This window comes from Arthrobacter sp. 9V, from assembly GCF_902506065.1.
In the GTDB taxonomy this organism is placed as follows: Bacteria; Actinomycetota; Actinomycetes; order Actinomycetales; family Micrococcaceae; genus Arthrobacter.
On the sequence record NZ_LR732912.1, the window covers coordinates 3438148 to 3460946 of the forward strand.

Consider the following 22799-nt stretch of genomic DNA (forward strand, 5'->3'; position numbering starts at 1 on the left):
AGGGCAAATGAATACATACACAGCCGTGCCCAGCGGCGAACAAGTAGTGCAGGAACTGCCGTGGCGGTGGAAGGTCCAAGGACGGATTTTCCTGATCGGCGGGCTCGGGTTCATGTTCGACGCCTGGGACGTCACGCTCAACGGCATCCTGATCCCGTTGCTGTCCAAGCACTGGTCCCTGCAGCCTGCTGACGCTGCGTGGATCGGCACGGCCAACCTGATCGGCATGGCTGTGGGTGCGTTTGCGTGGGGAACCATCGCAGACACCATCGGCCGCAAGAAAGCGTTCACGGCCACCCTCCTCATTTTCAGTATCTTCACGGTCCTGGGTGCTTTTGCCCCGGACATTGTGTGGTTCTGCATCTTCCGCTTCATGGCCGGCTTCGGCTTGGGCGGCTGCATCCCCGTGGACTACGCGTTGGTGGGTGAGTTCACGCCCCGCAAGCAACGCGGCAAAGTGCTCACGGCCATGGACGGGTGGTGGCCGGTTGGCGCTGCGCTCTGTGGCTTTATCTCCGCCGGACTGGTCGCGGCTTTTGGCGACTGGCGGCTCACCATGCTCATCATGGTGCTGCCCGCGTTGCTGGTCTTCTGGATTCGACGCAGCGTTCCGGAATCGCCGCTGTTCCTGATCCGTGCGGGTCGTCGCGCTGAAGCAGCAGCGGTGATTGATGGTTTGGTGGAGGCTACCGGCGCTTCGCCCCGCGCTTACAGCCTGCCCGAACCGCAGGCCGCGCCGCGCCTCTCCCCCGGCAGCGCTTGGGCCCAGCTGCAGCGCATTTGGCAGTTCAACTGGAAGATCACCACCGCAGCCTGGGCCTTGTTCTTCAGCATCTTGTTGGTCTATTACTTGTCCCTGACGTGGATGCCCCGCATTCTTATCGGCGCCGGGTTCGAGGAGTACAAGGCGTTTGTCACCACGGCGAGCATGGCCGCCGTCGGGCTTCTGGGCGTGGTGGTCGCAGCGCTCCTGGTGGAGCGCGTAGGCCGCAAGTGGATCCTGGCCATCACCGGTCCGTTGTCCGCGCTGACGTTGGTGATCGTGGCCTTTGTGGTGGATGTGCCCTCCGCTGCTGTGTTCTGGCTGCTGGTGTTCGGGTTTGTGGTCCAGGTGGCCATCCCCGTGCTTTATGCGTACGTGTCCGAGCTGTATCCCACCGAGCTTCGCGGCTCCGGCTTTGGCTGGGCGTCGACGTTCTCCCGCGTCGGTGCAGGATTCGGACCGCTGGTGTTCGCCTCCTTCTTCTGGCCCGAGTTTGGGTTGGCGCAGTCATTCGCGATGGCTGGTGGCCTGGTGTTGCTGTCCGTGCTGTGGATGGCGTTCTTTGCCCCGGAAACGAAGCAGCGCGAGCTCACCTAACCCCCGCTTCCCGCCTCCTACCCAACTAGGGGACAGCACTTGCTCCAATGAGCCCTCATTGCGACGTTTGCTGTCCCCTACTTGGGTGACCAGCCGCGTTGTTCAAGCGCCCGCCGCACCTTGGCTACGGCTGTCGTCGCGCCCGTAGACATGTGGCGCTTGGAGATCCGCACAAGGATCCATCCGGCGCGGCTGAAGTCCTCCTCGCGGGCAATGTCCCGGACGATCTGCTCCGGATCCGAGTGGCCCTCGCCTTCGTACTCCACAGCGACCCTCCACTCGCGATAGCCCAAGTCCGGTTGACGCACGACGCCGGGACTTAGTTCCGTAAGTACGTTGACTTCCGCTGTAGGCAGCCCAGCCCACTTGAGCGCCAGCCTAAGCCTCGTTTCGGGGGCGGAGTCGGCACCCACGCATGCCTGTTCCAAAGCGAGGCGGGCCTTGCGGATACCAGGTGTCCCCCAGTGGCGGTCGAGCATCTCCTCCAGGTCATCCATAGTGCAGTAGGGCGCGCTGCGTCCCTCGAATTCCGGCCGGGGTATACGCAGCAAATGATCAGCCACGACGGTGATCTCGTCGATGTCCATCTTCCGGGAGCAGTCCAGCCACGTCCGAGCCCGACTGGTGATAAACAGGCCTTCGTGAACCACAATCTCGTCGTCGAAAAATTGGCCTTTATGCCCAATAACTCCCCGTCTTCTTGACCTGCCCATGCTGTCCGGCCTGGAAATGTGAATCCCAGGATTATGGCTCCCGGGCAGAAATCCCGGAAATCCCCACAGCAGGAAGGCTGTGCCATGGGATGCCGCTGAAAACGGCGTGACGCGAGTCAGAGGGCGGACGCGATCCGCAAGAGACAGATCGTCAATAGCACCAGGGACAAAGATCTGACGGCTCGGTGAGTCCAGATCTCTGTAGCGAAGGCGCCCAACTGCTACACCGGCGTCGAGCGCTTCCTGCCTGGTAAACGATGTCGAGGACAATGGTGTCGGCAGCTGCCGAGGAGTCTTCATGGAGCCATGGTGGCAAATTTGCCGCAGTCGCGCTCCGTTATCCACAGGCCGTCAGTAGCGCGCGCAAACTGCGGGACAGCACATGTCCTATTGAGCCCTCATTGCGACGTTTGCTGTCCTCTAGTTGGGTATCTACGTGGGTGGGGAGCTATGCGGGGGCGGCGGCGAGGTCGGCCAGGGTCTGGACCAGCAGGCGCCGCTCCACTACCTTGATGCGCTCGTGCAGGGTTTCCTCGGAGTCCTCGGGAAGAATCGTCACAGCTTCCTGGGCGATGATTGGGCCCGTGTCCACGCCGGCGTCGGCCCAGTGGACGGTGCAGCCGGTGACTTTCACACCGTAGGCGATGGCGTCGCGCACTCCATGCGCGCCCGGGAACGACGGCAGCAGCGCGGGGTGCGTGTTGACGTACTTGCCGCCGAAGGCATCGATGAAGTCGGCGCTGACGATCCTCATGAAACCGGAGGAAACCACCACGTCCGGCTTGTAGGACAGGACCTTGTCCCGCAGTGCGGCATCCCACTCGGCGCGGGTTTCGAACGAGTTGAAGTTGACCACAAAGGTCTCAAAGCCGGCCTCGTCTGAGCGCTCCACACCGTAGGTATCGGGCCGGTCGGCGCCCACAGCGGCGATCTCGACATCCAGTTCACCCGACTTCACGGCGTCGATGACTGCCTGAAGATTTGAACCGGTACCGGAGACGAGGACAACAATGCGCATTGCACTAGCTTATGGGCGGCTCGCGTAGGCTGGAAAACATGAATCCCGACGTCGGTTCCAAGCCGAACCAACAACCCCGCTCCGAGGCCGAAAAGTCCACCCTCGGTGTGAGCCAGAACCTCTTCCGCGCATTCCTTTTGGCGGCTTTGGGTGCGTTTTTCGTGTTCTCCCTGAATGTGAACTACGTGTGGTTGAGTGCCATCCTGACGCTTGCAGCGTTGGTGTTGGGCATCGTTGTGCTGGTTCGGACGCTGAAGCACAAGCACCCGAAACTGATGCTGTTCGGGACGATCTCGGGCTTGGTTGTGACGGCTGTGATGTGCTTACTGATTCTGACTTCGGTGCTTTTCTTCAACCAGGTCAGCACGTATCAGGACTGCTCACGAAATGCGCTCACCGAATCGGCTAAAACGCAGTGCCTGACGCAGCTGGAGAACTCGATGCCGGGGTCGCTGCGGTAGGCCAGCGGTACTGAACGTGCCCGCTCAGGCGTGTTCGTCGTCGTACGCTGCTTCGTCCAGGTTCGCTTCGCGCTGCTTCTGGCTGCGTTCCAGCCACGGCCCCACTGCGTAGCCAATCACGACGCCGATGCCCACCTCTGCGGCCAGCCAGACAGCCATCCACAGCGGGTGGGGTCCGATTTCCGTAAGCCGTCCAACGCCGGCTGAACCGCGTGCGATCCAGGCCAACGCACCGCCAAGAAGTCCCGCAACGGCGCCGATGAACGCGCCCAGGAACAGGGTGGAAACGGCAGCGGTGAACCAGCGGGCTTTGATCTTGATGGAGAGCCACTCGTCAAAGTGGTTCTCGCCTTCGCGCAGGAACCACCAACCTGCCAGGATCCCGGCAACCACCGGCAGCGCCAGGGCCATGGCACCGGCGTCGAGCTGTCCCGCGGGAAGGGCACCGAGAACCGGGACGGCAGGAAGCGGTCCGACGGCGGTGCCCAACGGACCCGCTGTTGAGCCGACTCCGAGCGAGAAGCCGGCGCCGGTGGACCAGGACAAAGCGAAGATGACGAGGTTGGGCAGGAAACCGAGCTGTGCGATGGTGAGCACGGCACCGCCCAAGGCGCCGGCTTTGATCCCTTCGTAAACGGCAATGATGTCCGTCCAATGCCACACGATAGTCACGGCCAGGAGCAGGGCGGCCAAGCAAACAGAGGTCATGGCGGCTACGAAGCCGGCCTTCAATGCCGAACCCACATATGAGCCGGCCCAGCGGGAATGCTGGCTGGTCTTCGCGAGCCAAGCCACGGCGTCGACTCCGATCAGCCGGCTCCACGAGCCTGCCTCGCGCCGGGCGCCCACGATCATTCCGAGGCCAAAGGAGATCAGCGGGATGGTCATGGCGAACCAAAGGTTGATGACAACTTCCGGGGTTCGGCAGACGAATCCCGTGGCCGTCCCGAACGCCGCGTACACCACGAAAGCACCGAGGAACGCCTGCCACAACTGGTCTGTGTACGACGCCCGGGCAAGCCGACGTCCTGCCCGCCATGCGAGCAGGAACGGAATGAGTGTCAGGCCAAGAGGAATAAGGGAGAGCAGGCCGGATCCTGGTTGGGCCGCAGTGCCAAGGTTGACGTGCGCCAGCTCCAACGGAACCCCGTGGATCAGCAGCCAAGCCTGGCCGGCCAACCGGGCCAAGGAGTCCACGTTCCGGTCCTGGAACCCGTCGGTGGCCCACACTCCCACCAGCGGAAGGATCACCACAATGGCGGAAATGAACGCTGCCTGAGCCGCTTCCAAACCACCCTGCAGCCAAAGGGGCATGGGGAGGCCACGGTTTCCGGTCTGATCAGCGCGCAGTTTCATCGTGATCTATCGTGCCACGGTGCACCCCGCTCCCCCGGTAGGCTCCCCTGAAATACCCCGAATTCCAGCGCTTTTTCCTTTGAGCGGTCGTAAGATTGGAGGTGTTCTCCCCGGGGACGGAGCCCTCAACGACCACCTCAGCTCCGCCCCACCTGCACAGACTTTGCAAGGCCCGGAAACAATCGAAGCCGGGAACTAGGAGCGGCCAATGAATAGGTGTCACAACTCATAACAGAAAGTCGTACTTAGCAGCTGGTGCAGCCGCCATGGGATTCGTTCCCCAGGGCTGCACCAGCCTTCTTTTGGTGTTCACGCTATCTGAGGTCCACGCTTCTTGCTGTTCATGCGTCCCGCCCATCAGCTGTTGCGGTACGCATTCCGGCTCATAAATGACGCACAATCGTGCTGGACTTCCCTGCTCCTGCGGAACAAGACTGTGTACACGGGCAACCACTTGGCCTATGGGGGTCATCCACAGTGGCAGGTCCACACCGTCTGAAGGGACAAGGTCAATGGACGACCTCGCAGCTTTCTTTCCACTCATCGCCGGGATTCTGGGCGTCGTTGTTGTTATCGGTTTCATTTGGTTGGCCACCAAAGCGATGTGGAAGGTAGCCGAACCCAACGAGGCGCTGATCATCTCGGGGCTGACGCGCGGCACCCTGGAAAACACGGACGGCATGGACTTCAAGATCGTTACCGGTAAGGGTGCGCTGGTGGTCCCCGGACTTCAGACAGTGAGGACTCTCGCGCTGACGCTGAATGAAACGGAGCTCAAGGTTTCCTGTGTCACTTCGCAGGGCATCCAGGTGATTGTGGATGGTGTGGTGATCTACAAGATCGGCGACGCTCCCCCGTTTATCGCCAACGCGGCCCGCAGGTTCCTCGGTCAACAGCCCAAGATGGAGAGCCAGGTGTACAACGTGTTTGAAGGGCACCTGCGTTCGATCATCGGCAGCATGACCGTGGAAGAGATCATCCGCGAGCGCGACAAGCTCGCATCCCTGGTCCGCAGCGCGAGTGGTGTGGAGATGGAGAAGCTCGGGCTGGTGGTGGATTCATTGCAGATCAAGGACTTGCAGGACCCCACCGGGTACATCCAGAACCTGGCCAAGCCGCACATCGCACAGGTCAAGATGGAGGCCCGGATCGCGGAAGCTACCAGCAACCGGGAAGCTGCGGAGAAGGAAGCTGAGGCGGCGGCGCTGATTGCCGATGCCCAGAGCCGTTCGGCGATCAAACAGTCAGCCGCCCAGGCCAATGCAGAACAGGCCCGAGCCAACGCAGCCCAGGCAGGGCCGCTGGCCGATGCCACAGCCCGGCAACAGGTGGTTGTCCAGGAAACCCAAGTAGCCAAGCTCGAGGCCGACCGAGAAGAGCAGAAACTACAGACCACCATCCGCAAGCCCGCCGACGCCCGGGCCTATGCCCAGCGGACGGATGCTGAAGCGAAGAAGGCGGCGGATATCAGCGGGGCGGAGGCTTTGGCGAAGCGCACCGAGTTGGAGGCGCAGGCCAATGCACGGCGCGTGGAACTGGAAGCCCAGGCGGCGGCGGGTGCCGCAGCAGCGATGGCCGGCGCCACCCGGGTAACCGGTGAAGCCGAGGCAGCAGCGACGACGGCCCGCGGAAACGCGGCGGCTTCGGCAGTGAAGGCGAAGGCTTTGGCCGAGGCTGACGGCATCAAGGCGCGCGGCGAGGCCTTGGAAACGAACCAGGACGCCGTCATCAACCAGCAGATCGCGGAGAACATGCCCGCCATCGTTTCGGCGGCGGCTGAGCCGTTCTCCCGCATCGGTCAGTTGACTGTCCTTAACGGCGGCGAAGGACTTAACAGCATGGTGGGTGGAATCTTGTCCCAGGTTGGAAGTTTCCTGCCATCCCTGGCCTCGGCGTTAAGAGGAAAGGATGCGCCCACTCCTTCTCCGCGCTCGGCGCCCGCGCACCCTGTGAAGTCCCCGCCCGTGACAACACCTCCGGCCAAGGCGCCCGATGCATAAGGAGTTCAACCGAAGCCTTACCGGCAAGATCGGCCGGGTAACTGGAACCATCGCCCCAGGCACCATCGGGGAGGTCATGCTCCCCTTTCACGGAGGAACCAGCGCATTTTTCGCCTACCCGTTCGACAAGACGAGCGTTTACCCGGTGGGCGAGAAGGTGCTGGTGATTCACTTCGAGCCGCCGCAAACGGTTTATGTGGAGGAATTGCCAGACGTTCTTCGGGATTAGTCCGTCATTCCACTCAAAGCTGCGGCCCGTAGATGAACTCCTTGGCGTGCTTGACGGCCTTCTTGAAGGCGTCGTTGCGGAGGGTCACCTGCTCGCGGCTGGCTCCGCCGCTGGGTTCAAGGAACGTCGTTGGTCCTGGGCGGAGCATCCAGATATCCCCGGCTGGCGGTAGGTAGAAAACGCCGAAGGAGCGGTGCTCGGGATCGTCCGTCCAGATGGGGACCACGGCCACGGCGGCACCTGTGTCCGGGTTGATCCATTGGGCGCGGGGCATGGGTTGTTCGTGGACTTCGGGGTCCAGGAATGGGGCCGTACCTCTCCCCCAGCGTTGCTCAAACCGCTCGTAGAACGCGGGAATGATGTGGCCGTCATATGGACGCCAAGCGCTCATGGATTACTCCTTGGTGTTCTCAGATTGCGGGGTGAAGGTTCCCATCGGGCTGGTCCAAACGAAAGCGGCGACTGCTCGGGCTGGAGAGCTGTGGACCCAGCGGTCCCGGTCCGGTGGAAGCGCACTTTCACCGGCGTTCCGCCGGTCCCGGCCGGCGTTCTGCCCATTCCACCACCGCCCGTACCACTCCCGCCTGTACCGCCGGGGGTTCGCCGCGCACGATCGTAGGCCGCCCGCTTCCTTGGGTCCGACAAAACGACGTACGCCTGCATGATGGCGTGCAGTTCCTGGAGGTCGGACGCGGAGGTGGTGTCGCCGTCGTCGACCCTCTGGCGTGTGTCCGGGTGATGGGTCCGAAGCAGGGTGCGGTAGGCGCGGGTGATCTCACGGGCCGTCGCTTCGGGCGACACGTGGAGAGTGGCGTAGTGGTCGGGTTGGGTACTCACTTCTGGTTCCGGTTCCTGCTGCGGATTGGGAGATGGCCCCCGGCGTGGACCGAGGGCCATCAATCGGGAGACGACGGGCGGGGGTCGCTTTCATGTGCGCTAAAAAACGCTGTGACGTGGCGCGAAGCCTGCGCCCAACTATTCCGATGCGGCCGCCTCCGTTGTTCCCGTCCGGCGCCCCGCCGGTCGGCAACCCCCGGGTGAGCCTTCCGGCAGGGCGAAGGGAATTAGGCGTTGATTTCCTGCCTCTGCCCGCTGGACTGGATCTCGATGCGCCGCGGCTTGGCCTTCTCGGCCACGGGGATGCGGAGTGTGAGTACCCCGGCGTCGTAGCTGGCCTGGACGCCGTCGGTATCAAGGGTGTCGCCGAGGATGAGCTGGCGGCTGAAGACACCCTGAGGGCGCTCGGCAGCGATCATTTCGGTGTTCTCGCCCGCGGGCGACTTGCGTTCGGCCTTGACCGTGAGGACGTTGCGTTCGACGTCCAGGTCAACGGTCTGCGGATCCACCCCTGGCAGATCGAAGGCAACAACGAATTGTCCGTCCTCCTGCCATGCATCCATCGGCATTCCGGCCGGGCGTGCTGTTGTGCCAAAAACCTGTTGGGCGAGCCTGTCGAATTCGCGGAACGGGTCAGTGCGCATCAGCATTGGGTTCTCACTCCTTTGGTTTTGATGCTGATTCTGTTGTTCGTACCAGCCTGCACGATCTGCCTGATCTGTGTCGGCTGGTATAGATTTTTTATAGCACCGGTGAGAGAGTGGATGCAAGTAGTTTTCCGCAAGATTTTTGGAGGTTCTTGATGGCAGCTTCGGATGGTGAGACTGCCGCTGAAGAGTACGACGGCGGCCCGGCTTCTTCCGGCGCGGACGGCACCTCCGCGTTGGGCTTGGTTGGCTCGCGCGGGGTTTACGCGATCTCGGTGGCAGCGGAGCTCGTTGGGACGGGGCAGCAGAACATCAGGCAATACGAGCGTAAAGGGCTGCTCACCCCGGACAGGACCGACGGCGGCACGCGCCGCTACAGCGAAAGCGACCTTGCGACGCTGCGAAGGATCGGGGTGTTGTTGGACGAGGGACTGAACCTGGCCGGGGTGAAACTGGTGCTGGAGTTGGAGGCCGAGAACCGGGGGCTGACGGAGGACAACCGGGGGTTGGCTGATGACAATCGTGAGCTGCGGGCGGACAACCGCGGGTTGCGGAAGGATTTGAAGCGGGCGCGGGAGACTACAGTCGTCGACGAGTAACTCGCTGCACTGTTCGGCCAACGGAGCACAACAATGGCCACCCCGAAATGGAGTGGCCATTGCTAAGACCTGCTACTGAGCTTTACTTGTCGCAGCCCCAGCCGTCGCCATCCCTATCGAGATGCTTCCCATACCCTGGTTGGCTGATATGAATCGGGGCCGCACCTGCGGCTCGAACTGCTGCGCAGTTGGGGTAGTAGACAGCTGCGGGCGGGGCCGGCGGCGCCATAACGGGAGGTGCTTCCACCACCGGCGGGGCCACGGGCGCTACCGGAACCGGTTGCGCCTCAACCACGGGCGGAGCTGGCGGAACGACAGGCGCCACCACGACCGAGGGTGCCTGGACTTCCGGAGCGACGGGTGCAACAAAGGGAACCGGCGCCTGCGTCGGCGTCGGCGTGGGCGTCGGGGTGGCCGTCTCATCAGTGAGATGTTTGACCCCGAGCTTTATGGTCGATCCCTCGGCCACCTTGGTTTTGCCGGCGGGATCTTCGCTGACCACCTGCCAGTTCTTTTTGACGATGATCGATTTGTCATCGTTTACATCTTTGGCTTCCACCTTGAACCCGAGGTCCTTGAGCTGGTCCGTGGCCTTGTCGAGGGTCAGCCCGACGACGTCGGGCACTTCGACGGTCTGCTCAGCGACAGCTGATGCGACTGCGGTTGCGGGCGTTTGGCTTGAGGCCTGCTTGGTGGCGCAACCGGTCAGCATAAGACCGGTGAGCACAACTAGTGCGAGTGTTTTCTTCAAAATGTCCCCTTTTTGAAGCGAGTCCGGGGCATTCGGGAAGGGCGGACTTGCCAGTTGCTTCCCGAGGACTCGCTAAGAATTCAAGATACCAACGTGAGCGATGCAACTATTCTTTCGCCCGAGTATTACGAAGTCGACAGAACAAGCCAACCCACCTGTTAACCCACTCTTCCCCCACACGCCACCCGTTCGAACCCGCCAAGCCAACCGCCGCGACCACCGTTGTAGGCGTGAGGATCGCAATCGTCGCCGAATCATTCCTGCCATTGATGAATGGGGTAACCCACTCCATACTGCGGGTGCTGGAGCATCTGCAGGAGCGCGGGGATGAGGTGATGGTGATCGCGCCGTCGACGTCTGACACTGATGTTTCGAGCGTCGAGAAGGGTGCGTATGTGCACCGGCTGCCTTCTGTGCCGCTGGCCGGTTACACGAATGTGCGGGTTGCGTTGGGTGGTGTGAATCGGGTCAAGCGAATCCTTGCCGATTTCTCCCCCGACGTCGTTCACCTCGCTTCCCCGTTCGTCCTCGGCTGGCGCGCCGTGCAGGCCGCCCATCAGCTGGGCATTCCCACTGTGGCGATCTATCAAACCGAAGTTCCCAGCTACGCCGCCCGCTACGGCGTGCCGTTCCTGGAGAACTGGGCCTGGAACCGCGTGGACAACATCCACCTCCTGGCCACCCGAACCCTGGTGCCGTCCACGTTTGCGCTGAACCAGTTGCGCGGACGCGGCATCCTGCGCGTGGACATGTGGCGGCGCGGTGTGGACACCGCACGCTTCAATCCCACTAAGCGTTCGACGGCGTGGCGCAGCTCAGTAGCGCTCGACGGTCAGCGCATCATCGGCTACGTCGGCCGGCTCGCCGTGGAGAAGCAGGTTGAAGATCTCGCCGTACTGGCTGATCTGCCGAACACGAAGCTGGTCATCGTCGGCGATGGCCCCCAGAAAGAAGCACTCCAAGCGGCCTTGCCGAACGCGCACTTCGCCGGTTTCCTTGGCGGGGATGCCCTAGCCGAGGCGGTCGCCGGCTTCGACCTCTTCGTCCATCCCGGCGAGTTCGAGACCTTCTGCCAAACCATTCAGGAAGCCATGGCATCGGGCGTTCCCGTGGTGGCGACTGGCCGTGGAGGCCCCTTGGACCTCGTGGAGAACTCACGCACGGGCTGGTTGTATGAACCCGGCAACCTTGGCCAACTACGCGGCTACGTGCAGGACTTGATCGGCGACGACGCCAAGCGCCGCGCCTTTGCCACGGCAGCCACAGCTTCCGTTCAGGGGCGAACGTGGCCAGTCCTCAGCGCGGATCTGGTGCGTCACTACAACGAAGTCATCGCCGGCGTGCCCAGCGGAACATCCGGGCCCAGCGAATTCACATCAAGCAAAGGACCCACCTCATGAAGATCTCCGTGATCGGCTGCGGCTACCTCGGCGCCGTCCATGCCGCCACGCTCGCTTCGATGGGCCACACCGTGGTGGGCATCGACGTCGACGCCTCCAAAGTTGAGCAGCTCAACAAGGCGATCGCGCCGTTCCACGAGCCGGGCTTGGATGAGCTCCTCAAGGACGGTCGCACCACCGGCAGGCTGGCATTCACCACTGACTTCGCTGCTGCCGCCGATGCCCAGGTCCATTTCCTCTGTGTCGGTACCCCGCAGTCCAAAACCTCTGACACGGCCGATCTCTCCTACTTGATGGGCGCCACGAAGAGCCTGCTGCCGCACCTGGCGAAGGGTGCCGCCGTCGTGGGTAAATCCACAGTGCCGGTAGGCACGGTGGAGACGCTCCGCGCGATCCTGGCCCGACGCTTGGACGTGCTGCTCGGCTGGAATCCGGAGTTCCTTCGTCAGGGCACGGCGGTGAAGGATTCGCTGGTTCCGGATCGTCTGGTCTATGGCGTTCCCGGCGGCAAGGGTGCTGCGGCAGGCGCGCCGATTACCGCCGCCCTGGATGCGGTGTATGAGCCGCTGATCAGTGCGGGCATCCCGCGGCTGGTCTGCAATTTCGCGACCGCGGAACTCATCAAGTCGGCGTCGAACGCGTACCTTGCTACGAAGGTCAGCTTCATCAACGCGATGGCCGAACTGTGCGACGCGTCGGGCGCTGACGTGAGCGAGCTGAGCGAGGCGATGGGCTTGGACCCGCGCATCGGCAACCGCTACCTACATGCCGGGCTCGGTTTTGGCGGCGGCTGTCTGCCCAAGGACATTAGGTCTTTCCGGGCGCAGGCTCGCGAGCTTTCTGTGCCGTCGGTGGATGAGTGGATGGCCCTGGTTGATTCAGTGAACCTGGACCAGCGCTCCCGCGCCGTGGAAATCGCCCGCGAGATGTGCCGTGGGTTCCTGTCCGGCCGCACGGTGACCATCCTCGGCGCCGCGTTCAAACCCGACACCGACGACATCCGCGACTCCCCCGCCCTGGACGTCGCCCAGCAACTCTCCGCCGCCGGCGCTCACGTGACCGTCACCGACCCCAAAGCCATCAACAACGCCTGGATCCGCTACCCGCAAATCCGCTTCGAGGCCTCCACCAAGCGCGCCCTCGAAGGCGCCGAACTGGTGCTGCTGCTCACCGAATGGGATGAATACGTCTCACTTTCGCCTGTTGCTGCGGCAGCACTGGTACGACGCCGGATGGTGCTGGACGCCCGAAACGTACTGGACGCTGAGGCCTGGCGGAGCGCGGGGTGGACGGTCCGTGGGTTGGGGACGGGTGCATCGGTGGTTGGTGCGGAGGTTGACCCTGCGAAGCCTGCGGACCGAAAGAAGCACGCTAAGGCGTAGGTTTCACCGCTGTAGGTGGTACTACTTTGCGAACTCGAAGGCGACGTCGATTTCGGGATCGACTCCCGCGAAAATCCCGGAGTAGAACACTTGGGCCTGCTCCTTTAGCGCTTCTTCGTTTTGGGTTATGTACTTCTGCTTATTTTCATCGCTGAGAATGTTGTTAATCATTTGGGTTTGAACAGCTGAAGGCGTTAGCCAGCTAAGCACCTCGTTGCTCTCCAAGGGGTCTTCGAAGACGGGATCATCAAAACCGATGCCGATGAACTTAGGGATAGTTACCCGGTACGCCTCAGTGCCGGTGCGTTCGATCTTCACCCGTGACCCATCGATGCCCAATTTGGCATCGAACTTGTACTGAATCAGTGTCGTTTTCTCGCTAGCGGGTACGGCAACGCCAAGTATCTCGCCGTTGCTTTCGTGCCTCGCGACGCCCTCGATATGCAGGCTGACCAAGGCAACATCTTGCACACGGGTGATGGACTTCATCACCTGCGAATCGCGCTCGTTCGAGCTACTGGTCAGGAATGAACCGAGAACGAGAGCGTTCAGGCCGCCGGAAGCGAAAGCGGCCACTATTCCGGCTACTACCAGAGAGGTCATCAGAATGAGAGGCCAGAGGAGAACCCTTTTCCTGAAAAAGCCCATGACGATTCAATCTCCAGTTTGTTCGATGCCGAGATGCCTTCGGCGTTCCGGGGTGAGCAATGGCCGCAACAGAGCGCCGTTCAAAAGTCCTTTCGAACCCTATCGCAAGCGGGAGCTGACGGCTCATGACGCGCCCCGGAGTCTGCTTGGATACTCTCTGAAACCTCTGATGTTGCTCGGCAACCCATCGACATTTCGCGTCACATGTCCGCAGTTCGGCCTACTACCTCTTTGGGATGCTGAACAGACAAAGACGAGGACTTGCCAGTGGTCACACACTTCTACCCAGTACTGCTTCGCGTCATCACCTGCGTCGTAGCTGTTTGTTCTGCAGTGTCGGCCACCTTGCTGGGAGCTGCACCGCCCCCGGACGGCTTGAGTATTCTTGATCCCTCAGATCTGAGGACCACGGCCGTTGTTCTCACCATGGGCCTGGGCGTTGTGGCTCCGGTAGCCATGTTGATTCCCGGCTCCCTCAAGTGCCTTCTTCTCAAAGCAGCAGTCTTTGCTGCATCGGGCTGCGGCAACGCCATGATGTTGAGCCCGCTGGTGGTGGTGTCGTTCCAAGAGGCGTCCACCGCGCTGGCGGTTGTGTGCTCCGTGGCGCTGACTCTTGCGAGCATCGTTACGTTCATGGAGTCTGTGGAACGCAGAAACGCTCGACGGCGGTCCAGCACCTAGTCGCCCCGGCTGAGCACCTAATTTTGCTCCAAACCACCCCTAATTAGCTCTAAAACGGCACCTATTCGCCTCATTTGAACACCTAGAGCGCCAAAACCACCCATAGTCTCATCATGTGCCTTCGGGACGGGTATCCCGGTGTCCGGCGGGAGTCCCACCCGTCTTGGCGTAGGAGGCACTACGGCGCGGTTCCACCTACCACCCCCGGGTGGGGCCGCGCCTAGCCGGAAACGTCAGCGGGCTGGCCCACGAAGTCGCGAGCGCGCCAAGCGGTACACGATGCCAATTGCGAACATCAGCACACCCAACCCAGCAGAAAGCGGCGGCAGGGTAGCAACAAGGACAACGCAAGCGACTGCGCCCGCCACCTGGAGGAACTTCGGATAGCGGCGGTCCTCCGGCGGCTGTGTAAAGGCGGCGACGTTTGCCACCAAGTAGTAGAGGAGAACCCCGAATGACGAGAAGCCAATGGCCCCGCGAAGATCAGCTACTGCAATGATCACGCAGATCAGCGCCGCCAGGGTGCTCTCGGCACGATGCGGGACCTTGTAGCGGGGATGTACTGCCGAGAGCCAGTGGGGAAGGTCGTGTTCCCGAGCCATGGCCAGGCTCGTCCTTCCCAGTCCTGCGATGAGTGCCAACAGCGCACCCAGGGAAGCCACAGCAGCACCAATGCGAACTACCGGCGCAGCCCAACTCCACGTGCCCGCACTCACAGCATCGGCCAGTGGTGTGGGTGTAGCAGCCACCCCATCGGGGCCGAGGGCCGCCAGCAAGGTAACGGCTATGGCGGCGTAGATGATGATGGTGATACCCAAGGCAATGCTGATGGCGCGTGGAATAGTGCGCTTGGGCTCCCGGACTTCTTCGCCCATGGTCGCGATCCTTGCGTACCCTGCGAAAGCGAAGAACAACAGCCCTGCCGATTGCAGAATGCCGTACCAGCCGCTGGCCAACAACCCGTCACCAATGAAGCTGCCGAAGTCCGGGCCGGAGCCGCCCCAGACCGCAGCCAGCGCAATGGTCAGGGCAGCAAGCACAGCTATTACCAGCACCCGCGTCAGCCCGGCTGTGCGGGTCACACCGTGATAGTTAACCGCCGTTAGAATCACGACGGCGGCAATCGCCACCGGGCGCTCCCAACCTTGTGGTGCGGCATAGGCGGCGAAGGTCATCGCCATGGCCGCAGCACTGGCCGTTTTGCCGATCACGAATCCCCAACCTGCCAGGAACCCGGGCCACGGGCCGAGCCGTTCGCGACCATATATATAGGTGCCGCCGGAGGTCGGATAAGCTGCAGCGAGTTGAGCTGATGAGGTGGCGTTGCAGAAGGCGACGAAAGCCGCCACCACCAGCCCGATCAGCAGACCTGACCCTGCGGCTGCCGCAGCTGGGGTGAATGCCGCGAAAACGCCCGCGCCGATCATGGACCCTAACCCGATCAGCGATGCATCGAACGTGCCTAGTCGGCGGGCCAAAGCCGGAGAGTTGCTCACTGTAACCCTTCACGCTGGAGAACCGGGGCCTAGCTATGGGCGCTAAACACCGGCGATCTGAGGTGAATCCAGCCTATCCCGGGTCAGTGTGGCGGAAGTGAATTCCCCACCAGCATGAAGAGGCTACTTCGGGATGTTGCACCCGATTTCCGCAAGGCGTTGGAAATGTGGTTTTCCACTGTCCTGGCACTAATGCCCAGTTGTTCCGCGATCTCCACGTTGGTGCGATGCCCTGCCATTATGGCTACTTCGATTTCCCTTTCGGTGAGCGGTGAACTTTTGAACGAATTGAACGAGAGTTGCTCGTTGGCGGACGGAAAGCGGACGGCGAAGATTGAGGAAGCCTGCGCCATAGCATCAGCTGCGGTGGCATCGCCGTCGATCACGTGTCGTTTGAGAGCTCCTCGCAGCAGCATTCCAATCTGGTACGTGTCTGTGTCCGGTTCATAGTGTTTCAGGAGGAGGCCAAGGAGCTTGTGGTCACCTTCAACCACCGCAGATGCAATGGTAATGAGCTGATCATGAACCGTAAGACCACTGTCACGCATGATCTTCTGCAATAGATCCAGAACCGGCCGGCCAGGGCAAAGGCAAGTACAGAGCACCGCTGTCATCATGGCCTCGAGGATGTAGCCGCTCTTCAGCTGCCGTCTGATGAGTTTGGTGGCCTTACGGTCGAATGTGGCGGGTTGAGTGCTGTTGTGGGCTATGAGCTCGTATGCTCCCTTCCCTATGCCGGGCAGCGGCCCGATATCTGCTACTTCCGTTCTCGCCTGTATCCCGACTGAGAGCGCAGGCACCAGAGCAGTTGTCGCGTGTCGGAGCCCTGCGAGCCTGAGCATGGCATCGTAGAGCGAGTCCACCACAAAGCCTGGGCGGCCCATCGCAAAGACGCTGCTCATGAGGTATTCGGCCTCTTCGAAGTGTCCCCGGTAGAGCAAACCAAGTGTGGCTACATAGCTGCTTGTGACCACGCCGAACTGGTCCAGGTCTTTTCGTGCTTCGGTTCGCCAGTCCAAGGAAAGTACCAAGGACTCCTCCACACGCCCGGCAGCGAATAAAGCGAAACTTCGGATGAACGGGCGCAGATGTGAAAAAGCATCGTCGTCACCGGGGCCTTCCACTGCTTCCAGGGCTGCTGCCGGCTTGAACCGGTACAGCTCCAAGAGCCCGTGGACCAAGCTCGCCATTCCGGTCTTCGGGCTCTCGAAAGCTCCTGACACGGTGCGAATCTCCAGTGGAACCCTGCCGTGGGACGCAGTGAGGAACAGGATGGCTTCTTGGACTTCCGTCCGCAAGTGCGGGTTGTCCCCTTCGAATTTTTGGAGGATGTCGACGGCGGCCCTTGGGCCGGTCCCAGCATGGATGGCAAGCATGGCCTCCGTTATGGCGACAAACAGCAGGTCCTTGGGGTCGGCGTCGAAGTTTGTTGTTTCAGCGCAGACACGCCTGGCACGCTCCACGTCCAAGTGGGCACCCCAATAGATACGAAGGAATGCCGCGGCGTTGGCTGCTGACTTGTTGTCCTGCCAGCGTTCAAAGCGGATGCGTTCCCGGTCCGCGTTGTGCTCCTGGACTTGCCGGGAGGTAATGGCGTCGTCGTCGCCGCGCTCAAGTCGGAGAGACGAGAGCACCCGCGAGAGGCTGTCCGACGTCGTGTGTTTTTCAGGGACCTCCTGTGGGGCAGCCTCAAGGAGGCCTGCAATCTTGCTGCGCAGAAGTTTACGGTCTCGCACGTTCTTGCTTCCGCGGAAGTAGTCGGCGATCACGGGTGGGCTGATGGCAGCGATCGAGCCATTGTGGTGATCGGCCAGGACGGACAGGAACCCTCTGCGTTCCAGTCCTTCCAGAGCATCCGGGTGAACAACTTTGTGGAGGACATCCACCCGTGCAGTACCGAGGATCGCCATAATGTGCAGGGCCGTGAGCTCGTCCGCGCTCAATTCAGCCAGGAGTGCCTCAAGCGTGCCGCGTAGGTGTTCGTTCCACAGAGTGTCGGCGGACATGGTCCATTGTTTGTCCTTCAAGACCAAAAGGTTGCTCAGTGATGCGGTCTCTGCGATCCGTACTATGAGCCGCGGATTGCCGGCGGATTTGGTGAGGATGCGTGCGGTTGTGTCTGCGTCAGCCGGGGCACCAAGAATCTGTGCGATGAGGACGTGGACCTGTTCATAGTGCAGTGGGTCCAGCTGCAGATGTGCTTCCCTCCCACTGTTGAGGACAGCCAATTGACCTCTGGAAAACGCCCAGGTTTCGGGGGCAGTGGCCACCACTGGACAATCCGACCTTCGCCTCACAGCTTCCAGGACAGCCAGGGATTCGCTGTCCACCAGATGGAGATCGTCAACCACCAGCAAGTGCTTGCCTGGTTTTGCCAACTGGCTCGAAAGCACGTCAGCGATGTCCAGCACACCGCTGCGGCCAGGCCTCACGTCCAGTCCGAGTCCTTTGATGGCCGCGTACGGGATAGTCCGGTGCGTGCGGAGACCACCCATGAAGTGTACGGAGACGCCGGACTTTTCCAAGTTACTGGTGACGCTGCGCAATACCGTGGTCTTGCCGCTGCCCGGTGCGCCGACAACCCTCACTCCGATGCCGCGTGCAACGAAGTCCAAGATTCGTTGAACCTCTGAATCGAACACGCGACCTAGCCTTCTGTTTTTGTGGATGCCCGACATGCGGCTCACTTCGCAGGCTAGATCTTGAAAACGGGACTAGGTGGCAAAACGGCCTTGCACAGGCCGTTTTGGGGCAGTCTAGGTGGTGATTTGGGCCAAATTAGGTGCTCGAGGGACTCGTCTAGGTGTCTCACGAGTTCTGCAAGTGACTGATCCATGGGGTGCTTCCTCAGCTCGGCGGGTGGATTGCTTCCCACGCTACGGAGAGCTGGAAGCGAATTACATGGGTGTAATTCGCTATGTGGATATATGTTCGATAGTCACTAACTGGACTAGAACATATCTTCCCTATGAGGGCAGACAAAAAGCAGGGCCGGTCAATGACCGGCCCTGCTTCTTAGTTATCCGAAGACTAGATAGCCTGGATGTTTACTGCCTGGGGACCCTTGGGGCCCTGCTCGACGTCGAAGGAAACCTTCTGGTTCTCTTCGAGGGAACGGTAGCCCGAGGAGTTGATCGCAGAGTAGTGAGCGAAAACGTCCTGGCTGCCATCTTCAGGAGAGATGAAGCCGAAGCCCTTTTCGGAGTTGAACCATTTCACGGTACCTGTAGCCATTTTTTCAGTCCTTACTGAAGGTGGAGATTCTCCCGACTTTCGGGTCTCCGGGTGTGGGGTGTTCTCCACCGTTACTTCAGAAGGTCACGATCCGGAAGGATCGTGGGGACTGCCTGAACTACCAAATGCCAAACACAACAACACCGTCAAGTCTACATACATCTGAGCAGATAGCTAGTGCTGAGAAATATTTATCCAACGGATGTTTCTGGACGACCGATTTGAGGGGGGGCTAAGCGCCACAGAATGCGTCCCGGATCCCACGCCGCTACTGCCTATTCTGGGGGCAGTGCCAAGCGTAGAGTTCACCCATGGGACCCAGCCCTGACACGGTCATCATCGGCGCAGGCCAGGCAGGCCTCGCAACGAGCTACTGGCTCACGCAACTCGGCGTCGAGCATCAGATCCTGGAACGACGCGATTCACTGGGCGGCGCATTCCAGGACCGCTGGGACAGCTTCTATATGAACACCCCCAACCTTGCGCTTGACCTCCCCGGGATGCCGTACGACGGCGACGACCGGGACGCGTTCATCTCCCGCGCCGCTGTTGTGAACCTGTTCAGGCGGTACGCCGAGCTGATCTCCGCCCCGGTCCGCACAGGTGTCGACGTCTCCCGGCTTACGGCGGCACCCGGCGGCGGGTTCCACCTCGAAACGTCAACGGGGAGCATGCGGGCCCGCAACGTGGTCCTCGCAACAGGCGCCTACCAAGTGCCCAAGGTCCCAGCCTTGGCCGCCAAGCTCCCCGCCGGCGTGACGCATCTCCACACCCACGATTACCGCAACCCGGAGCAGCTACCCGACGGGTCCGTCCTCGTCGTCGGCACAGGCCAGTCCGGAGGACAGATCGCCGAGGAGCTCCACGCTGCAGGCCGCGAAGTCCACCTCGCAGTCTCGATCGTCCCCGAAGCGCCGCGCCGATACCGCGGACAGGACCTGATCTATTGGATGCTCGAAACGGGCAAACACGGCCCCGACTACGGCGTCAACGCCCTCACCACCAAGGCGCTGCCCTCCCCCGCCGCACGGTTCGCCCCCAATCCCCTGCTCTCCGGTACCGAGGGTGGCCATGCCATCCACCTCCGCGAACTCGGCCGCCGCGGCATGCACCTGCACGGTCACTTGGAAACAATCGACGACGGCGACATCACCTTCAGCGATGACCTCACCGAACGCTTCACGGCGGTGGAATCGACCTTCGCGCAGCGGTCCGGAAAGGCGATTGATGCCTACATAACGGCTGCTGGTATCGACGCGCCCGAGCAGCCTCGGCCTCCGGGGGATGATTGGCTGCCATCAGAGGCAGGGCAGTTGAACCTGACAGATGCGAACATCACTTCAGTTCTCTGGGCCACCGGGTACAAACTCGACTTCAGTTTCGTGGACCTGCCGCTGGTGGATGAATGGGGCTACCCCAAGCACACACGCGGCGCCACAGAAATTCCGGGCTTGTATGTCGTGGGACTCCCGTGGCTGACGCACCACTACTCAGCGATAGTCGGCGGCGTGGGGCTGGATGCCAGGCATATCGCGGAGCGAATCTCCGATCTTTGAACTCCCACACTCAGAGCATGCTCCCAGGAGGACGAATAAATGCAAATGCCCAAGCCATCAGAGGCTGACAAGGAACGATTCCGCTCGTCAGTCCCCGACAGCCCGGACGTGGTGGTCAAGCCGATGTTCGGGAACCTCGGCGCTTTCGTCAATGGCAACATGTTCGCGGGCTTGTTTGGTCCCACCATCGGCGTCAAGCTCTCCGAAGTTGACCAGCAGGAATTGGAGGCAAATCATCAGACTCAGCCCTTTGGCCCTGAAGAACGGCCTATGGGCGCTTATGTCGGCCTTCCCGAGGCGTGGCAGGACGACGCCGGGCAAACTGCGGAATGGGTGGCCAAGGCCTTCGAGAACGTGGCCGAGATGCCGCCCAAAGCGCCGAAGGAGCCCAAGAAATAGGGAACCCTTCGCCCCAAAGCCCTCGCCAAACGTGCTGGGAAGTGCTGTGATCCTGCTATGGCATCAATGAATGGACGAATAGCCTTCGTGACCGGCGCTACGGGCGGCCTTGGCAAGGCCATCGCCACTGAACTGGCCCGCGAAGGAGGGACCGTCGTCGTGGTTGGCCGTTCGGAAGCGCGGGCAGAAGACGCAATCCGCGGCATCCAGGCTGTGGTCCCCAACGCGGCGCTGGAGCCGCTTGCCTGTGATCTCTCGAGCCAGGCCTCAATCCGGTCGGCAGTGGAGGAGTTCCATTCCCGTCACCAAAAGCTCCACGTGCTGGTCAACGCTGCCGGCGTATTCCGCAAGGAGCGCCAGGTGACCCCGGAGGGCCTTGAAGTCACCTTCGCCACCAACGTCATGGGTTATTTCCTACTCACGAGCCTGCTCCAGGATTCGCTGAAACGCGGCGCAAGCGCGGACGATGCCTGGACGTCGAGGGTGGTCAATATTGCGTCGAAGTATTCGGGTGGACCGTCGGTCACCAAGATCGACTTCGAAGACCTCCAGACCGCCAAGCGCAAATACAGCTACATGCGCGCAACCCCACCCACCATGCTCGGCCGGGTTCTGTTGACGCAGGAGTTCGCGGAACGCCTTCGGGGCTCGAACGTCGTTGTGAACGCCGTGCACCCGGGCCTGGTTAAGAACACGGGGCTGCTGCAGGACGTTGGCGGACCATTCCGCTGGCTGACAAACACCTTGGGGAAGCCCGCAGAGGAAGCGGCCGATACGCCCGTCTGGCTGGCAACCTCACCGGAGACTGCGGCGGTGTCCGGCAAGCTCTGGTCCAAGCGCAAGGAACTGCCGACGCCGGGCATGGGATCGGACCCGGCCGCGCGGAAAAGGTTGTGGGAGGCATGCACCCGGCTGGCGAAGATCCTGTGAGCTTCCGCCCCGGGGGCCTACGCTTCCTTCAGGTCCAGCTGAGGCGCAGGCTTCCGGAACCCTCGAGTGAGGAATGCCAGGTAGGCCAATCCCACACCAACCCAGATCAACCCGAAGGTGAACGACAAGCCACTCAGGCTGGTCCACAGCCAGATCGTCAGCACAAAACCGATGCCCGGCAGCACGAGGTTGTGGATCACGCCGCGAGCTCCCCGGGCCTTTTGGCCGAAGTAGTAGTGCTTGATCACGGCGAGGTTGACCACGGAGAACGCGACCAGGGCGCCGAAGCTGATCAGCGAGGAAATCGTCAGCAGATCCAACACAAAAGCCAGTAGAGTCCACGTAATCGAACGTATTTGCCGGAAGTACCAAATGGCTTATGGGCGCGAGCCCAAGCAACATCGTGCAGGCAAGGGGTGTGGGGAGCAAGTGGCCTTGAGCAGGTTGCAATTCGGATTTATTACCTCCTCAGCAACGGCCGAATCGGCATCGTTTCCCAGTTACGACCGGCGCGGAATTGCAGAGCCAGCCAACACCAGCGACACGTACTTGACGGAGGACAGAGGCGCTAGGAAAGTCCTTCTTGAATAATCGAGACAAGCTCGAAACACCCGTCGCCTGTTCAGCCGAGCCAATTGACCCAGCGATACTTTGTCAGTCCAATACGTTTGTCAGCGGCCGACGAGGCTCAAGCCTCGCTCCGCAAGAAACCAGTCACCCGCTTCAAGAGATTTGCGTCAGCCAAAATTTCGCACTCCCAGACATCGAGATAGCTCCAGTTTGAAGCGACGAGTTCGAGCCTCTGCTCGCGATCTCTCTCCTGATTTCGAAGCCGCTTAGCTTGCCAGAACTCCGTATTGGATTTAGGCAGACGCTTTCCGACATGGCAATCATGACCATGCCAAAAACAGCCATTTACGAAGATGACCTTCTTTCGCGATTGAAACACCAGGTCAGGCTTGCCAGGTAATTGACGCCCATGAAGCCGGTAGCGAAACCCTTCGCCGTGCAGAAGGCTCCGCAGCACGAGCTCCGGCTTGGTGTTCTTGCTTCGAATTTTCGCCATGTGAGCACTTCGCTGCTCGGGGCTCATGAAGTCCAC

Annotated in this window: 24 protein-coding genes; 11 read left to right on the top strand and 13 right to left on the bottom strand. The window is 61.4% G+C overall.

Annotated elements, in window-relative coordinates; genetic code table 11:
* The first annotated feature begins 7 nt into the window (after positions 1-7).
* Entirely contained in the window at positions 8-1360 is a 1353-nt protein-coding gene (locus BACI9J_RS15720; protein WP_159735200.1) for an MFS transporter, read from the top strand.
* 77 nt (positions 1361-1437) lie between these two features.
* Here the strand turns inward: BACI9J_RS15720 and BACI9J_RS15725 are convergent, their stop codons facing one another.
* A complete protein-coding gene (locus tag BACI9J_RS15725; RefSeq protein WP_236558715.1) occupies positions 1438-2073 on the bottom strand; it encodes an endonuclease domain-containing protein in 636 nt (211 codons plus the stop codon).
* 448 nt (positions 2074-2521) lie between these two features.
* Positions 2522-3091 carry a phosphoribosylglycinamide formyltransferase gene (purN, locus tag BACI9J_RS15730; RefSeq protein ID WP_159735202.1) on the bottom strand — a complete coding sequence of 190 codons (570 nt, stop codon included), beginning with the start codon at positions 3089-3091 and terminating at the stop codon, positions 2522-2524.
* 11 nt (positions 3092-3102) lie between these two features.
* On the opposite strand from purN, the gene BACI9J_RS15735 reads away from it, so the two are divergent.
* Positions 3103-3552: a hypothetical protein gene (locus tag BACI9J_RS15735; RefSeq protein ID WP_159735203.1), complete on the top strand. Its 450-nt coding sequence runs from the start codon at positions 3103-3105 to the stop codon at positions 3550-3552.
* Positions 3553-3576: 24 nt separating this feature from the next.
* Here BACI9J_RS15735 and BACI9J_RS15740 read toward each other — a convergent pair whose 3' ends face one another.
* Entirely contained in the window at positions 3577-4908 is a 1332-nt protein-coding gene (locus BACI9J_RS15740) for a cell division protein PerM (protein WP_159735204.1), read from the bottom strand.
* A 512-nt stretch (positions 4909-5420) separates the two neighbouring features.
* Between BACI9J_RS15740 and BACI9J_RS15745 the strand changes: the two genes are divergently transcribed.
* Entirely contained in the window at positions 5421-6908 is a 1488-nt protein-coding gene (locus BACI9J_RS15745; protein WP_159735205.1) for a flotillin family protein, read from the top strand.
* Positions 6901-7137, top strand: a complete 237-nt coding sequence (locus BACI9J_RS15750; protein WP_159735206.1) for a hypothetical protein — start codon at positions 6901-6903, stop codon at positions 7135-7137. The genes BACI9J_RS15745 and BACI9J_RS15750 overlap by 8 nt, the downstream gene beginning before the upstream one ends.
* A 13-nt stretch (positions 7138-7150) precedes the next feature.
* On the opposite strand, the gene BACI9J_RS15755 is transcribed toward BACI9J_RS15750, so the two are convergent.
* The 3 genes from BACI9J_RS15755 to BACI9J_RS15765 all read right to left on the bottom strand — a co-directional run bounded on the left by BACI9J_RS15755 (position 7151) and on the right by BACI9J_RS15765 (position 8624).
* Positions 7151-7528, bottom strand: coding sequence for a hypothetical protein (locus BACI9J_RS15755; protein ID WP_159735207.1), 378 nt, complete (start codon positions 7526-7528; stop codon positions 7151-7153).
* Positions 7525-7974, bottom strand: a complete 450-nt coding sequence (locus BACI9J_RS15760; RefSeq protein ID WP_159735208.1) for a J domain-containing protein — start codon at positions 7972-7974, stop codon at positions 7525-7527. The genes BACI9J_RS15755 and BACI9J_RS15760 overlap by 4 nt, the downstream gene beginning before the upstream one ends.
* A 227-nt stretch (positions 7975-8201) precedes the next feature.
* Positions 8202-8624 carry an Hsp20/alpha crystallin family protein gene (locus BACI9J_RS15765; RefSeq protein WP_026005349.1) on the bottom strand — a complete coding sequence of 141 codons (423 nt, stop codon included), beginning with the start codon at positions 8622-8624 and terminating at the stop codon, positions 8202-8204.
* Between the two features lie 152 nt (positions 8625-8776).
* Between BACI9J_RS15765 and BACI9J_RS15770 the strand changes: the two genes are divergently transcribed.
* Positions 8777-9220 (top strand): MerR family transcriptional regulator, encoded by a 444-nt coding sequence (locus BACI9J_RS15770; RefSeq protein ID WP_159735209.1) that lies wholly within the window; start codon positions 8777-8779, stop codon positions 9218-9220.
* Positions 9221-9302: 82 nt separating this feature from the next.
* Here BACI9J_RS15770 and BACI9J_RS15775 read toward each other — a convergent pair whose 3' ends face one another.
* Positions 9303-9971, bottom strand: a complete 669-nt coding sequence (locus BACI9J_RS15775; RefSeq protein WP_236558716.1) for an excalibur calcium-binding domain-containing protein — start codon at positions 9969-9971, stop codon at positions 9303-9305.
* Positions 9972-10201: 230 nt separating this feature from the next.
* Here BACI9J_RS15775 and BACI9J_RS15780 point away from each other — a divergent pair, with 230 nt between their 5' ends.
* Complete coding sequence (locus BACI9J_RS15780; protein WP_159735210.1) at positions 10202-11371, top strand: glycosyltransferase family 4 protein; 1170 nt, start codon at positions 10202-10204, stop codon at positions 11369-11371.
* On the top strand, positions 11368-12753 hold the full coding sequence (locus BACI9J_RS15785) for a UDP-glucose dehydrogenase family protein (protein WP_159735211.1): 1386 nt from the start codon (positions 11368-11370) through the stop codon (positions 12751-12753). Before BACI9J_RS15780 ends, BACI9J_RS15785 begins: the two co-directional genes overlap by 4 nt.
* A gap of 21 nt (positions 12754-12774) precedes the next feature.
* Here the strand turns inward: BACI9J_RS15785 and BACI9J_RS15790 are convergent, their stop codons facing one another.
* Positions 12775-13356, bottom strand: coding sequence for a DUF4230 domain-containing protein (locus BACI9J_RS15790; RefSeq protein ID WP_159735212.1), 582 nt, complete (start codon positions 13354-13356; stop codon positions 12775-12777).
* Positions 13357-13668: 312 nt separating this feature from the next.
* Between BACI9J_RS15790 and BACI9J_RS15795 the strand changes: the two genes are divergently transcribed.
* Positions 13669-14082: a hypothetical protein gene (locus BACI9J_RS15795; protein ID WP_159735213.1), complete on the top strand. Its 414-nt coding sequence runs from the start codon at positions 13669-13671 to the stop codon at positions 14080-14082.
* Positions 14083-14315: 233 nt separating this feature from the next.
* Here BACI9J_RS15795 and BACI9J_RS15800 read toward each other — a convergent pair whose 3' ends face one another.
* The 3 genes from BACI9J_RS15800 to cspE form a co-directional block, all read right to left on the bottom strand.
* Positions 14316-15578 (bottom strand): APC family permease, encoded by a 1263-nt coding sequence (locus tag BACI9J_RS15800; protein WP_159735214.1) that lies wholly within the window; start codon positions 15576-15578, stop codon positions 14316-14318.
* Positions 15579-15661: 83 nt separating this feature from the next.
* Positions 15662-18220 (bottom strand): helix-turn-helix transcriptional regulator, encoded by a 2559-nt coding sequence (locus tag BACI9J_RS24640; RefSeq protein ID WP_268891973.1) that lies wholly within the window; start codon positions 18218-18220, stop codon positions 15662-15664.
* 388 nt (positions 18221-18608) lie between these two features.
* Positions 18609-18812 carry a transcription antiterminator/RNA stability regulator CspE gene (cspE, locus tag BACI9J_RS15810; protein WP_011773907.1) on the bottom strand — a complete coding sequence of 68 codons (204 nt, stop codon included), beginning with the start codon at positions 18810-18812 and terminating at the stop codon, positions 18609-18611.
* A 311-nt stretch (positions 18813-19123) separates the two neighbouring features.
* Between cspE and BACI9J_RS15815 the strand changes: the two genes are divergently transcribed.
* From BACI9J_RS15815 to BACI9J_RS15825, 3 genes are read left to right on the top strand one after another with little or no spacing between them, the layout of a single operon-like run.
* Positions 19124-20368, top strand: a complete 1245-nt coding sequence (locus BACI9J_RS15815; protein WP_159735215.1) for a flavin-containing monooxygenase — start codon at positions 19124-19126, stop codon at positions 20366-20368.
* 39 nt (positions 20369-20407) lie between these two features.
* The gene (locus BACI9J_RS15820) at positions 20408-20767 is read left to right on the top strand and encodes a TfoX/Sxy family protein (protein WP_159735216.1); all 360 of its coding nucleotides are present in this window, start codon (positions 20408-20410) and stop codon (positions 20765-20767) included.
* Positions 20768-20824: 57 nt separating this feature from the next.
* Complete coding sequence (locus tag BACI9J_RS15825) at positions 20825-21697, top strand: SDR family NAD(P)-dependent oxidoreductase (RefSeq protein WP_159735217.1); 873 nt, start codon at positions 20825-20827, stop codon at positions 21695-21697.
* Positions 21698-21714: 17 nt separating this feature from the next.
* Here BACI9J_RS15825 and BACI9J_RS24385 read toward each other — a convergent pair whose 3' ends face one another.
* Positions 21715-22020: a hypothetical protein gene (locus BACI9J_RS24385; RefSeq protein WP_236558717.1), complete on the bottom strand. Its 306-nt coding sequence runs from the start codon at positions 22018-22020 to the stop codon at positions 21715-21717.
* Between the two features lie 365 nt (positions 22021-22385).
* The gene (locus BACI9J_RS15835; protein WP_236558718.1) at positions 22386-22790 is read right to left on the bottom strand and encodes a very short patch repair endonuclease; all 405 of its coding nucleotides are present in this window, start codon (positions 22788-22790) and stop codon (positions 22386-22388) included.
* Between the last annotated feature and the right edge of the window lie 9 nt (positions 22791-22799).

Coding starts and splice junctions, on each gene's coding strand:
- BACI9J_RS15720 (WP_159735200.1), top strand. CDS start 8: ATGAATACATACACAGCCGTGCCCAGCGGCGAACAAGTAGTGCAGGAA.
- BACI9J_RS15740 (WP_159735204.1), bottom strand. CDS start 4,908: ATGAAACTGCGCGCTGATCAGACCGGAAACCGTGGCCTCCCCATGCCC.
- BACI9J_RS15835 (WP_236558718.1), bottom strand. CDS start 22,790: ATGAGCCCCGAGCAGCGAAGTGCTCACATGGCGAAAATTCGAAGCAAG.
- BACI9J_RS15785 (WP_159735211.1), top strand. CDS start 11,368: ATGAAGATCTCCGTGATCGGCTGCGGCTACCTCGGCGCCGTCCATGCC.
- BACI9J_RS15770 (WP_159735209.1), top strand. CDS start 8,777: ATGGCAGCTTCGGATGGTGAGACTGCCGCTGAAGAGTACGACGGCGGC.
- purN (WP_159735202.1), bottom strand. CDS start 3,091: ATGCGCATTGTTGTCCTCGTCTCCGGTACCGGTTCAAATCTTCAGGCA.
- BACI9J_RS15735 (WP_159735203.1), top strand. CDS start 3,103: ATGGGCGGCTCGCGTAGGCTGGAAAACATGAATCCCGACGTCGGTTCC.
- BACI9J_RS15725 (WP_236558715.1), bottom strand. CDS start 2,073: ATGGGCAGGTCAAGAAGACGGGGAGTTATTGGGCATAAAGGCCAATTT.
- BACI9J_RS15790 (WP_159735212.1), bottom strand. CDS start 13,356: ATGACCTCTCTGGTAGTAGCCGGAATAGTGGCCGCTTTCGCTTCCGGC.
- BACI9J_RS15755 (WP_159735207.1), bottom strand. CDS start 7,528: ATGAGCGCTTGGCGTCCATATGACGGCCACATCATTCCCGCGTTCTAC.
- BACI9J_RS15825 (WP_159735217.1), top strand. CDS start 20,825: ATGGCATCAATGAATGGACGAATAGCCTTCGTGACCGGCGCTACGGGC.
- BACI9J_RS15750 (WP_159735206.1), top strand. CDS start 6,901: ATGCATAAGGAGTTCAACCGAAGCCTTACCGGCAAGATCGGCCGGGTA.
- cspE (WP_011773907.1), bottom strand. CDS start 18,812: ATGGCTACAGGTACCGTGAAATGGTTCAACTCCGAAAAGGGCTTCGGC.
- BACI9J_RS15820 (WP_159735216.1), top strand. CDS start 20,408: ATGCAAATGCCCAAGCCATCAGAGGCTGACAAGGAACGATTCCGCTCG.
- BACI9J_RS15745 (WP_159735205.1), top strand. CDS start 5,421: ATGGACGACCTCGCAGCTTTCTTTCCACTCATCGCCGGGATTCTGGGC.
- BACI9J_RS15815 (WP_159735215.1), top strand. CDS start 19,124: ATGGGACCCAGCCCTGACACGGTCATCATCGGCGCAGGCCAGGCAGGC.
- BACI9J_RS15765 (WP_026005349.1), bottom strand. CDS start 8,624: ATGCTGATGCGCACTGACCCGTTCCGCGAATTCGACAGGCTCGCCCAA.